A 12215-nucleotide genomic window follows, 5' to 3' on the forward strand; every position below is an offset into this window, starting at 1 on the left:
CTGTAGGCGGTCACACGTCCCCGGACCGCCCCGTCGAAAGCAGGCTATGTCTTTGTGAACGCGTGCACAAAGATGGTGTCCGATTTGCCCGGCCAACGTGACCGGGGTCACGCGCGTCTCTCTCGGAGGCAAAACCGCACACTTCCCTCATCAATCCCGCCCCCAAGACCACTTCGCCATCGATCCTAAGCGACCGACCGGCCCGGCCGGACTAGTCCGTCAGGGCCTTGCGCAGGCGGCCCTCGTCCACCCGCCAGAAGGTGTGCTGCTCGCCGTCGACGAGCACGACGGGGATCTGTTCCCAGTACTGGTCGTGGAGTTGGGGGTCCTGGTCGATGTCCTTGTACTCCCAGGGGACCCCGAGATCTCCACACACCTTCTCGATCACGAGCTGTGCGTCATCGCACAGATGGCACCCGGGCTTGCGGATGAGGGTGACGAGCCGGTCCGCGGGGGCCCCGGCCTGCTTTCGGCGGAAGATGGGACTCATGCAGGCCATTGTCCCGCGCGTCGCAGCGGCCCGGGCGACCCGCTTAACGGCACAGTCCCGGAGTGTTCACACCCTCCAAACCTCTCGACTCCGGAACCACCGAACAAACTGGCTATGCTCACGCCATGGCCGCTCTCGGATGGCTCACTCCCCGTAGGCGCTCCGCCACGGCGCGAAGCGTGTTGGCAGGCGAGGCCTCGGCGGAGGCCGCGCGCAAGTCCTCCCAGGAGGTCCAGGAGGCCCCTGGTACGGAACCGGAGTCGCAGTTCCCGGTTCTGGGCGACGACAAGGCCGCCGCCTTCTTCGACCTGGACAACACGGTGATGCAGGGCGCCGCCCTCTTCCACTTCGGCCGTGGCCTGTACAAACGGAAGTTCTTCGAGACCCGCGACCTCGCGAGGTTCGCCTGGCAGCAGGCGTGGTTCCGGCTCGCCGGCGTCGAGGACCCCGAACACATGCAGGAGGCCCGGGACTCGGCGCTCTCCATCGTCAAGGGCCACCGCGTCGCCGAGCTCCAGTCGATCGGCGAGGAGATCTACGACGAGTACATGGCCGAGCGCATCTGGCCGGGCACGCGCGCGCTGGCGCAGGCGCATCTCGACGCCGGCCAGAAGGTGTGGCTTGTCACAGCGGCCCCGGTGGAGATCGCCCAGGTGATCGCCCGCCGCCTCGGACTCACCGGCGCGCTGGGCACGGTGGCGGAGTCGGTGGACGGCGTCTACACCGGCAAGCTGGTCGGCGAGCCGCTGCACGGCCCCGCGAAGGCGGAGGCGGTCCGCGCCCTGGCCGCGGCCGAGGGCCTCGACCTGTCCCGCTGCGCGGCCTACAGCGACAGCCACAACGACATCCCGATGCTCTCGCTGGTGGGTCACCCCTACGCGATCAACCCGGACGCCAAGCTCCGCAAGCACGCCCGTCACCTGGACTGGCGCCTGCGCGACTACCGCACCGGCCGCAAGGCGGCGAAGGTCGGCATCCCCGCGGCCGCGGGCGTGGGAGCGGTGGCGGGCGGCACGGCGGCCGCGATCGCCCTGCACAAACGCCGCCGGTAACCGGGCGAACGCACCAATCCACGGGTTTTATACGCGTAACTCCGTGTGCAGGCACATTGGCTGCACACGGCCACAACACGCCCCGTTCCCTGACAGAGTGAGACCGTTTTCGATCAACAAGCGGTCACTCTGTGGCACTTGAACGGCCTCCGATCGGTTACAGAAGCGACGTAATCGATGAATAGAGCAACTGGGTGTAGCAGCGCCTGCACTAAGCGTTATTCTCCTCAGACGCAATCCGGTACCCCTCCGTCGCTACGACGGGTGAACGGTCCCGCACTGCACGTGATGGAAGCTCTGCCTCTGGGAGTCCCGTGTACCCACACGTCGGGGTTGACGCCTCGGGCCTGGCTACGCTGCGCGCAACGGTCCTCGACCTGTTGCGCGGCTTCGTCCCCACCGCGTACGCCGTCCCCGCCCTCGCCGTAGCCGCGGCACCGATCGGCCCGTGCTACGCACTGGCCGACGGCTCCGCGGCCGTCGGCAGACGAGGGCGTTCGACCGGTGCCGCACCGGCCCGCCGTCCGGCCGCGGACAGCGACAGCGCCCGCATGATGGACCTGGTCGAACGCGCCCAGGCCGGCGAGGCCGACGCCTTCGGCCGCCTGTACGACCAGTACAGCGACACGGTGTACCGGTACATCTACTACCGGGTGGGAGGCAAGGCCACCGCTGAGGACCTGACAAGCGAGACGTTCCTGCGCGCGCTCAGAAGGATCGGCACCTTCACCTGGCAGGGCCGCGACTTCGGCGCCTGGCTCGTGACCATCGCGCGCAACCTCGTCGCCGACCACTTCAAGTCCAGCCGGTTCCGGCTGGAGGTCACCACCGGCGAGATGCTCGACGCCAACGAGGTCGAGCGCTCGCCCGAGGACTCCGTCCTGGAGTCCCTCTCCAACGCCGCGCTGCTGGACGCCGTCCGCCGGCTCAACCCGCAGCAGCAGGAGTGCGTGACCCTGCGCTTCCTCCAGGGCCTCTCCGTCGCCGAGACCGCCCGGGTGATGGGCAAGAACGAGGGCGCCATCAAGACCCTCCAGTACCGGGCCGTCCGCACCCTGGCCCGGCTCCTCCCGGACGACGCCCGCTGACAGCGCACGCCGGGTAATCGCCAACTCGCTCTCGGTGAAAGTCCGTTGACTCCCCGATCCGATCATCCGCAGTCCGTAACCCAAGTGCCGCGCCACTCGTTGTGCGGGATGCAGGCTCCCTGTGGTCACCCCCTGGCCGACTCCGATCACCCGATCGTGTGCTTGTGCTCAGGGTGTGCAACCCTCAGGACCCCCTGGGGAGTCGACCGTCATGACGAGAGGAGGTGCCGCCAGTGATCGCGAACGTATCGGCGCACCGGCGGGCGAACGCCTTCGCCCAGGCCCTGGAGGAGCTGTCCGACCGGGAACCGGCGGCCGAGCAGTCCGAAGGACAGGCGTCGGCCGCCGAGGAACACCCCGATCCGGGCCGTCTTCTGGCCCTTGCGGAGTGTCTCGAAGAGCTGCCCAGGCCGGAGCTGGACCCGGAGGTCAAGGTCGTCCAGCGAGCCCAGCTCGTGGCCGCGATGGAGGCCATGCTGCTGGAGGGCGACCGGGCGGAACCCGCGGTCCCCGAGCAGCGCTCCCATCGGGCCAAGGGCGCCCACCGGGCGAGTCCGCTCGGCAAACTGCGCCCCCGTTCCCGGCTCACCAAGGGCCTGGCCGCGGGCGGCCTGAGCGTCGGAGTCGCCGCCGGTGCCTTCGGCGGGGTGGCCGCGGCCAGTTCGGACGCCCTGCCCGGTGACTCGCTGTACGGCCTCAAGCGCGGCATCGAGGACTTCAAGCTCAGCTATCTGTCCGACGGGGACGACGAGCGCGGTGTCGCCTACCTCGACCAGGCCTCCACCCGGCTGAACGAGGCCCGTCGGCTGATGGAGCGCGGCCGGGGCGGCCACCTCGACCACGAGTCCGTGGGCGAGATCCGCCGGGCCCTGTCCGGCATGCAGCACGACGCGACCGAGGGCCACCGTCTGCTGCACGCGGCGTACGAACGCGACCCGAACTCCCTCGGCCCCATCCAGGCCCTCGCCGGCTTCTCGCGCTCGCACCGCGAGGCGTGGGGCGCGCTCCGCGACCGGCTGCCCGTGCAGCTCGGCGACGTCAGCGACCAGGTGTCCGAGGTCTTCGACGCCATAGACGAAGAGGTCGCACCGCTCGAGTCCCTGCTGCCCGAGCCCCCGGCCCAGGGCGGCGGCACGGGTGGTCAACGGCAGGGCGGTTCCGGTTCGGCGTCCTCGGACAGCTCGACCGGCTCCGGCCGCTCGACGGACCCCAGCACCGGCGGCTCCGCCGAGAACCGCGGCGGCAGCAGCCCCAGCAAGTCGACCCCGTCCGGCAGCGAGGACGACGGCCTGCTCGGCGGCGACACCGGCGGTCTCCTCGACCCGCCGAAGGACACCGGCACCACCACCCCGACGTCCCCGGCCCCCTCGGCCGACCCGGACGTCACCCTCCCACCCCTCCTCCCGGGCCTCCTCCCGGGCCTGGGCATCCAGGGCGAGGACGCGAACTAGCTCTGCCAGTACGACGGTGGGGGCGCCCTTCACAAGAAGGGCGCCCCCACCGTCGTAGCACTGGAACTCAGAAAAACACCGACCGCCGCTGCACCAGCAACTTGGCCCCTCCTGTCTGCTGCCCTCGCACTGCTGCGCAGGCTTCGGACAGCCGTGCCGGACTCCGCCCGGCCTCCCGCAGCCGCCCGGCGACCCCTGGTCGGACGGACATCCGGCGACCCCGACCGCCCCGCCGGAACCACCCCGTCAGAAGAAGACCGACCGCCGCTGCACCAGCAACTTGTACAGCGTGTGCTGGATCTGTTCCCGTACCTGGTCCGTGAGGTTGAACATCAGCATCGGGTCCTCGGCGGCCTCCGGCGGGTAGCCGTCCGTGGGGATGGGCTCGCCGAACTGGATGGTCCACTTGGTCGGCAGCGGGACCGCGCCGAGGGGGCCGAGCCACGGGAAGGTCGGCGTCAGCGGGAAGTACGGGAAGCCAAGGAGACGGGCCAGCGTCTTCGCGTTGCCGATCATCGGGTAGATCTCCTCCGCGCCCACGATCGAGCACGGGATGATCGGGGTGCGCTGGCGCAGGGCGGTGGAGACGAAGCCGCCCCGGCCGAAGCGCTGGAGCTTGTAGCGCTCGCTGAAGGGCTTCCCGATCCCCTTGAAGCCCTCCGGCATGACACCGACCACCTCACCCTGCCCGAGCAGCCGTTCGGCGTCCTCCGCACAGGCCAGCGTGTGACCGAGCTTGCGGGCGAGTTCGTTGACCACCGGCAGCATGAACACCAGGTCCGCCGCCAGCAGCCGCAGATGCCGGTTCGCGGGGTGGTGGTCGTGGACGGCGACCTGCATCATCAGCCCGTCCAGCGGCAGCGTCCCGGAGTGGTTGGCGACGATCAGCGCCCCGCCCTCCGCCGGGATGTTCTCGACGCCCTTCACCTCGACCCGGAAGTACTTCTCGTACACCGGCCGCAGCAGGGACATCAGGACCTGGTCGGTGAGCTCCTCGTCGTAGCCGAAGTCGTCGACCTCGTAGTCCCCGGTGAGCCGGCGGCGCAGGAAGCTGAGGCCCCCGGCGATCCGCCGCTCCAGGCCGCCCTCGTCGTGCGCCTGCTGCGGCGGCTGTTCCTCACGCGTCACAGGATCATCATCCTGCGCGGAAGCCCCGCCGGGCAGGGGCTGGACCTCACGGACCAGCGCGGGCTCGGAGCCCTTGCGTCGACTCCCCGCGCTCCGGCGCCGCGCCGGCCGCTGTACGGCGCCTGCGCGGGACCGGTCGTCGTCGAACGGAATGACCTTGGCGTCCGCCATCGTTGATGCGCTCCTCAGTTGGCGCTCTGCGTCGGGGGGTTGCCGCCACCCGCGAGGGGCAGCGCGGCGATCCGGTCGACGGCCCCCGCGAGGGCCTCCGGAGGCAGCAGCCCGGGACCCTGGCTGCGCGCGAAGTCCGCGAAGGTCTCCGCCGTCGTGTACTTCGGCCGGAATCCGAGCGTCTCGCGCATCTGGACCGTCGACACCACCCGGCCGTGGGTGAGCAGCCGGATCTGCTCGGGCGAGAAGTCCGTCATCCCCAGCGTACGGACCAGCGACCCGGCCCAGGTGACGGCCGGCAGCAGCAGGGGCACGGTGGGCCGGCCGAGCCGCCGGGAACACTGCGACAGCAACAGGACGCCGTCGCCCGCGATGTTGAACGTGCCGCTGTTGAGCGTGCCCCGCTCGGGTTCGTGCGAGGCGATCCTGAGCACGTCGATGACGTCGTCCTCGTGCACGAACTGCAGCCGCGGGTCGTACCCGAGCACGGTCGGCAGCACCGGCAGCGCGAAGTACGAGGCGAGCGGGGTGTCCGCCGTCGGCCCCAGGATGTTGGCGAACCTGAGCACGCACACGGCCACGTCGGGCCGGCGCCGCGCGAAGCCCCGCACATACCCCTCGACCTCGACCGTGTCCTTGGCGAAGCCGCCGGAGGGCAGGGACTTGGGCGGGGTGGTCTCCGTGAACACGGCGGGATCGCGCGGCGCGGAGCCGTACACGTTCGTACTGGACTTCACCACGAGCCGCTGCACGTTCGGCGACTTCTGGCAGGCACCGAGGAGCTGCATGGTGCCGATGACGTTGGTCTCCTTGACCGTGGTCCGGCTCCCGCTGCCGAGCGCCATCGCCGTCACGTCCAGGTGGACGACCGTGTCGGCGGCCGTCTCGGCCAGCACCCGGGCGATACCGGGCTGCCGGATGTCCGCCTGGATGAAGTCGGCACCGCCCAGATGGTGCTCCGGCGACACCGCGTCCACCGCGATCACCCGGTCCACCTGCGGGTCACGCTGTATGCGCCGGACGAACCGGCCCCCTAGCTGTCGGGCCACTCCGGTGACGAGCACGACCTTTCCCAAGATCCGCGCCTTCCTTCCAGCCGTAGTCCAGCCCTGGTACGGCCCTTGTACAGCCCCAGTCCTGTGCCGCGTTCCCCGTGTTCCGCCAACTTAGCGGTTCGGTGTCGCCCTGTGATGACCGCCCGCTGCGCGAGGTGACGACATCCGGCCCATGCGCACCTCCTGACACGCGTGTGGCCCCCCACCGATATCAGGTGGGGGGCCACAACCACGCTTACGCGGCGTCGCTTACTTCTTGTTGCGACGCTGGACGCGCGTGCGCTTGAGCAGCTTGCGGTGCTTCTTCTTGGCCATCCGCTTGCGCCGCTTCTTGATAACAGAGCCCACGACTACCCTCGCTCACTTCTCATCACTCGGTGCTGGGCGCCATGGGCCCATACGACCTACGAGGGGCTAGCCTACCCGCCCGAGCGCTGAGGTCGTAATCGAGGTGAACCGGGGAGATCCGGCAGGGGTCCACGAGTGCCCTGAGGCCCCCTTGGGACCTCCCCGAGTCCGGTCGTCGTCAGGCCGTCTCCACCCCCACATAGCTCTCGCGGAGGTACTCGTGAACCGCGTTCTCGGGGACGCGGAAGGACCGCCCCACCCTGATCGCGGGCAGATGACCGCTGTGCACCAGCCGGTACACGGTCATCTTCGACACTCGCATCACCGAGGCGACTTCCGCCACGGTAAGGAACTGAACCTCGCTCAGAGGCCTCTGTTCAGCAGCCATGACACACCTGAACCTTCCGCACTCGACGGCCACCGGCTTCCCCTTCCGGTGACTCTTCGTCGCTGCGTGCTCACTCCCCAATGTAGGGGCGGGTGATGCAAGTGGGGAAGAGGTGCACCCATCGGCGGCCTACTGTGACAGACACGCTCGATTGAGTACGTAGCGGGTCAGCGGCCGGTAGTAAGCGGACCGCACAGCGTCATCAAGTGGAACGACGACGGACACGGCCCCCTCCGCCTGCCCCACGAAGAGCGCGGGGTCGTCCGTATCCGCCAGCCCAATGGCCTCACACCCGAGCTGACCTGCCCCGCAGACCCATCCGTGGTCCCCGATCACGAGCTCGGGAAGCGGCCCGCCGCTCTCCGCCGCGGCCGCCAGGGCAGTACGAACCGGGAGCGGCGAATGCGTGTGTGCGCCGGGCTCACCACCGGAGCTCTCCGCGTCCGGTTCCCGTACGAGCGCGACTCCTCGTACGTACTCAAGGTTGTACGTACGTAGACCGAACCGGGTCGTTATGTCGACACAGCGACCATGCGCAGGGGTGAGGACGGTACATCCCGCCGCCGAGAGGGCGTCCGCGAGAGCGGCGTAGAAACCGAGCAGTCGGTGCGGGTGGCCGGTGCCGAGAAGCACGGCCCCGCTGCGCTGGGAAACTGCCGCGAGCCGGTCCGCGAAGGCGTCGAGCGCGACGAGCGTCCGTTCAGGATCGATCACATCCTGGCCAGTTGTACACCTCGGATCGCCCGAAACTCCGCACCTGTCGGCCATGAGACCGATCAGATCCCGCTCATTCCAGGACGATTCAGGGTCAATCCCGATCAGCGCCCTGGGGTCCCGGGCCGCGAACAACCGATAGCTCCGCAGACTCCGCTCCCGCGAGGTGGCCACGGACCCGGCGAGACGAGCAGCCAACAGATGGGCGCGGAGGGCACCGGTGCTCAACACGAGGGTGATGGTGGCGGATGGGGAGTGCGGAAGGCGGGGGAACGGAAGAACACCGCACAGTCGGAGTAACGCAGGGGCGCGGGGAACTGCGCGACCAGCCGCAACGCACCCGCAGCCGCCTCACGACCTCACCCGGCACCCCGCACCCCGCACCCCGCACCCCGCACCCCGCACCCCGCAGCGCACTAGGCCAACAACCCCCGCAACGGAAACACCGCCCGCCGCGTGGCCAGCACCGCCTGATCCAGCCGGTCCGCAGGGTCGTACCCGGCGTCCCACTCCGCGTAGGAGACAGGCCACCGCCCATCGGTCATCCGCGCCGGCGCCAACTGCCGGGTCCGCGCGAACACCTCCTGCCGCCACCCCTCGGGGATCATCGCCTCGGGCTCGACAGCCCGCCCCGCGGCGATCGCCACCAGATGCGTCCAGGACCGGGGCACGACGTCCACCACGGCGTATCCCCCACCCCCGAGCGCGATCCACCGACCCCCCGCGTACTCGTGCGCCAGCTCGTGGCAGGCGACCTGCACCGCCCGCTGCGCGTCCAGCGACACGGCGAGATGGGCCAGCGGATCCTCGAAGTGCGTGTCCGCCCCGTGCTGCGTCACCAGCACATCGGGCCGGAAGTCGGCGATGAGCTCCGGCACCACCGCGTGGAACGCCCGCAGCCACCCGGCGTCCCCCGTCCCCGCCGGCAGGGCCACGTTCACGGCACTGCCCTCGGCCGAGTCGGCCCCCGTCTCCTCCGGCCACCCGGTCTGCGGGAACAGCGTCCGCGGGTGCTCGTGCAGGGAGATCGTCAGGACCCGCGGGTCCTCCCAGAACGCCGCCTGGACCCCGTCCCCGTGATGGACGTCCACATCCACGTAGGCGACCCGCTCGGCCCCCAGCTCCAGCAGTCGCGCGATCGCCAGCGAGGCGTCGTTGTAGATGCAGAACCCCGAGGCCGCGCCGGGCATCGCGTGGTGCAGCCCGCCCGCGAAGTTCACCGCGTGCAGCGCCTCCCCCCGCCACACGGCCTCGGCCGCCCCCACCGACTGCCCGGCGATCAGCGCGGACACCTCGTGCATCCGCGCGAAGGCCGGGTCGTCCATGGTCCCCAGCCCGTACGACTGGTCGGCCGCCTCCGGGTCCACGGAGGCCGCCTTCACGGCCTCGACGTAGTCCTCCCGGTGCACGAGCCGCAGGGTCGAGTCACCCGCCGCCTTCGCGGCCACGACCTCCAGGTCCCGGTCCAGCCCGAAGGCGTCCACCAGGCGCCGGGTCAGATCGAGCCGGACCGGATCCATCGGATGGTCCGGACCGAAGTCATAGCCCGTTACTGCCTCGTCCCACATCAACTGTGCGCGGCCGCTCATGCCCGCCACCGTATCGGTCCGGTTGAGCCGCGAACGACTTGGCGTACACCAGCGTCACCAGCACCAACACCATCGGCACGAGCATGGCACCGCGATAGCTCCACGCGTCCCCCAAAGCCCCCACCAACGGCGAACCGATAAGAAACCCCACGTAGTTGAAGACGTTGAGCCGCGCCACCGCCGCGTCCGACGCCCCCGGGAACAACCGTCCGGCCGCCGCGAAGGTCTGCGGCACCAGCACACACAGCCCCATCCCCAGCAGCGTGAACCCGAGCATCCCCACCCACGGCCCGGGCGCCACGGCCACCACCGCGAACCCGCCGGCCGCCACCAACGCCCCGGCCCGTACGACCGCGGCCGCCCCGAACCGCCGTACCCCGAAGTCCCCGACGGCCCGCCCCAGCAGGGTCGTCACCATGTAGACGTTGTACGGCACGGTCGCCACCTGCTCACTGCTCCCGAGCACGTCCTGGAGGTACTTCGCGCTCCAGTTGGAGACGGTGGAGTCCCCGATGTAGGCGAAGGTCATCACCAGGCAGAGCGGCAGCAACAACTTGAAGACGACCCCGTCCCCGCCCTCGGCCTTCTCCGCCGGGACACCCCCGTCCCCGTCGACGTACCAGCGGCTCCCCACCAGGCACAGCGGCACCAGCACCGCCACGACCGGCAGATAGGAGACGAACAGCGCGAGATGCCAGTGCGCCCCGGCCCAGGCGAGCGAGGCTCCCACGATCCCGCCGAGGCTGAAGACGGCATGGAAGCTGAGCATGATGCTGCGCCCGTAAGCCCGTTGGAGACTCACCCCGAGCATGTTCATGGACGCGTCGAGCATGCCGACGGCGAGCCCGAAGGCGGCGAGCGAGACACCCAGTTCGACCGTCGAGTCCCCGGCGCCCACGCCGAGCAGCGCCAGGAGCACGACGGGCTGGGCGAACCGCAGCAGCCGGCTGGGCCGTATGCGCTTCACCAGGTGCTCGGTCGAGACGCTCCCGACCCCGGCGAGGATCGGTACTGCGGCCAGGAAGGCGGGCAGCAGCGCGTCGGAGACCCCGTACCGGTCCTGGATCGCGGGAATCCGCGTCACCAGCAGGGCAAAGGCGACACCCTGCGCGAAGAAGCTGAACGCCAGCGAGGCCCTACCGCGCCGCAGCACATCTGTCATGGCGGCGAGCGTAGGGCCCCGGCGTACTCGTGGGTAGATCCAGCCAAAGATGAGTTCTCCTCAGCTTTAACGGGCGAGAGCGACCTCCGGCCGCGCGGCGGCACAGGTCCTCGTCTCCGCGATCAGCATGCGGGCCATGGGGCCGGCCCCAATCGCCCCGCTGACCAGGAAGGCCACCGCCATCGACACGACCATCACCACGGACCCGAGCCACACCATCGTGTCCACCGGCAGTGTGTACGCCCCCACGACCCGCAGCACACACTCCGTCAGCAGTACGACGCCCCACACCACGGAGAACCGCCGCTCGGCCCGCCGGAAGTCCGCCGACCCGCCCTGGAGCCGCGCCCAGGCGTCCTCCCGCTCGGCGATCCCCTTCACCAGCCAGGGCTTCATCCCAGCGGTCATCATCGGCTTGCCCAGCGCGACGGACACGAGGATGCCGATGCCGACCACGCTGCTGACCCCGCTGTCCTTGGCGAGCATCAGCCGCGGATCACCGGCCACGAAGCTGAGCAGCAGCCCGACCACGTTGACCACGAGGATGAGGGCGGCCAGTCCGTTGACGGTCCGCTCCTGCACCACACTCCAGCCGGTCCGCACGGCCGGAACGACACTGCTGAGGCCCAGCGCCATCAACGTGCTCATCCCGAGCCCGTCCTTCAGCAGGTAGTACGCCCCGATCGGCACAGCCACGTCCACGATCAGGGGAGCCAGGTTCGCGCGCTTCGAGTTCGCCTTCGTCGTCATGCCCTCAGCTTCCCGCCCGGGCCGGGTCCCCCAGTAGAAACGATCGTCCGGACCTCGGCATGACAAATGTCAGACGAGCAGGTCCAGCAACTCGCCCATGTCGGAGAAGAGTTGAGTGGCCCCGGCGAGCTTCGCGGCAGGCGTCATCGCGGTGAACCCGTACACGTCCATCCCCGCCGCGTTGGCCGCCTGCACCCCCAGGGGACTGTCCTCGACGACCACACACCGCCCCGGCTCGACGCCCATCCGCTCGGCCGCGTACAGGAACAGATCCGGTGCCGGCTTCCCCCGCCCCACATCCTCCGAGCTGAAGATCCGCCCGCCCTCGAACCACCGGTCCAGCCCGGCCGCCCGATGCCCCACCCGGATCCGCGCATGGCTCCCGGAGGAGGCGACACAGTACGGCACCCCGTCCGCGGCCAGCTTCTCGAGTACGCCGGTGACGCCGATCACGGCCTTCAGCTCCCGCTCGAACGCGGCGAACACCCTCGCGTGGAAGACGTCGTCGAAGTCCGCCGGCAACGTCTGCCCGCTCCGCTCCAGCACGAGCTCGTGGATCCGGTGCATGGCGGAGCCCATGTAGTCCCGGATGGAGTCCTCGTAGGAGGTCGGATGCCCGAGTTCCGTCAGATAGGCAGCGAGATGCCGGTTGGAGATCGGCTCACTGTCGACGAGGACACCGTCGTTGTCGAAGATCACGAGGTCATAGCGCATGCCATTGACCCTAAACGCAGAAAACCCCCGTGCCGAATGGCACGGGGGTTTTCTCAAAATTTGTTCGGCGGTGTCCTACTCTCCCACAGGGTCCCCCCTGCAGTACCATCGGCGC

At 69.7% G+C, this 12215-nt stretch carries 13 protein-coding genes; 3 read left to right on the plus strand and 10 right to left on the minus strand.

Annotated features, from left to right (window positions below; all coding sequences use genetic code 11):
* Window positions 1-211: 211 nt before the first annotated feature.
* On the minus strand, window positions 212-499 hold the full coding sequence (locus ACZ66S_RS09420) for a glutaredoxin family protein (protein ID WP_469900830.1): 288 nt from the start codon (window positions 497-499) through the stop codon (window positions 212-214).
* 116 nt (window positions 500-615) lie between these two features.
* Between ACZ66S_RS09420 and ACZ66S_RS09425 the strand changes: the two genes are divergently transcribed.
* The 3 genes from ACZ66S_RS09425 to ACZ66S_RS09435 all read left to right on the plus strand — a co-directional run bounded on the left by ACZ66S_RS09425 (window position 616) and on the right by ACZ66S_RS09435 (window position 4081).
* Window positions 616-1542, plus strand: a complete 927-nt coding sequence (locus ACZ66S_RS09425; RefSeq protein ID WP_469900831.1) for an HAD family hydrolase — start codon at window positions 616-618, stop codon at window positions 1540-1542.
* A 314-nt stretch (window positions 1543-1856) separates the two neighbouring features.
* Window positions 1857-2630, plus strand: a complete 774-nt coding sequence (locus ACZ66S_RS09430; RefSeq protein WP_020120729.1) for an ECF subfamily RNA polymerase sigma factor, BldN family — start codon at window positions 1857-1859, stop codon at window positions 2628-2630.
* A gap of 233 nt (window positions 2631-2863) precedes the next feature.
* Window positions 2864-4081 carry a DUF5667 domain-containing protein gene (locus tag ACZ66S_RS09435; RefSeq protein ID WP_469900833.1) on the plus strand — a complete coding sequence of 406 codons (1218 nt, stop codon included), beginning with the start codon at window positions 2864-2866 and terminating at the stop codon, window positions 4079-4081.
* A gap of 246 nt (window positions 4082-4327) precedes the next feature.
* Here the strand turns inward: ACZ66S_RS09435 and ACZ66S_RS09440 are convergent, their stop codons facing one another.
* The 9 genes from ACZ66S_RS09440 to ACZ66S_RS09480 form a co-directional block, all read right to left on the minus strand.
* The gene (locus ACZ66S_RS09440; protein WP_469900835.1) at window positions 4328-5380 is read right to left on the minus strand and encodes a lysophospholipid acyltransferase family protein; all 1053 of its coding nucleotides are present in this window, start codon (window positions 5378-5380) and stop codon (window positions 4328-4330) included.
* 14 nt (window positions 5381-5394) lie between these two features.
* A complete protein-coding gene (locus ACZ66S_RS09445) occupies window positions 5395-6456 on the minus strand; it encodes an NAD-dependent epimerase/dehydratase family protein (RefSeq protein WP_053853255.1) in 1062 nt (353 codons plus the stop codon).
* Between the two features lie 228 nt (window positions 6457-6684).
* Window positions 6685-6783: a 30S ribosomal protein bS22 gene (locus ACZ66S_RS09450; RefSeq protein ID WP_003948845.1), complete on the minus strand. Its 99-nt coding sequence runs from the start codon at window positions 6781-6783 to the stop codon at window positions 6685-6687.
* Window positions 6784-6961: 178 nt separating this feature from the next.
* A complete protein-coding gene (locus ACZ66S_RS09455; protein ID WP_016437488.1) occupies window positions 6962-7171 on the minus strand; it encodes a helix-turn-helix domain-containing protein in 210 nt (69 codons plus the stop codon).
* 129 nt (window positions 7172-7300) lie between these two features.
* The gene (locus ACZ66S_RS09460; protein ID WP_469900837.1) at window positions 7301-8116 is read right to left on the minus strand and encodes a phosphatase; all 816 of its coding nucleotides are present in this window, start codon (window positions 8114-8116) and stop codon (window positions 7301-7303) included.
* Between the two features lie 185 nt (window positions 8117-8301).
* A complete protein-coding gene (locus ACZ66S_RS09465) occupies window positions 8302-9474 on the minus strand; it encodes an acetoin utilization protein AcuC (RefSeq protein ID WP_469900838.1) in 1173 nt (390 codons plus the stop codon).
* Window positions 9425-10636 carry an MFS transporter gene (locus ACZ66S_RS09470; protein ID WP_469900840.1) on the minus strand — a complete coding sequence of 404 codons (1212 nt, stop codon included), beginning with the start codon at window positions 10634-10636 and terminating at the stop codon, window positions 9425-9427. The genes ACZ66S_RS09465 and ACZ66S_RS09470 overlap by 50 nt, the downstream gene beginning before the upstream one ends.
* Window positions 10637-10702: 66 nt before the next feature.
* Complete coding sequence (locus ACZ66S_RS09475; protein ID WP_469900842.1) at window positions 10703-11386, minus strand: VC0807 family protein; 684 nt, start codon at window positions 11384-11386, stop codon at window positions 10703-10705.
* 69 nt (window positions 11387-11455) lie between these two features.
* Window positions 11456-12100, minus strand: coding sequence for an HAD family hydrolase (locus tag ACZ66S_RS09480; protein ID WP_469900844.1), 645 nt, complete (start codon window positions 12098-12100; stop codon window positions 11456-11458).
* Window positions 12101-12215 lie beyond the last annotated feature (115 nt).

It is taken from the genome of Streptomyces sp. NPDC107471, from assembly GCF_055582845.1.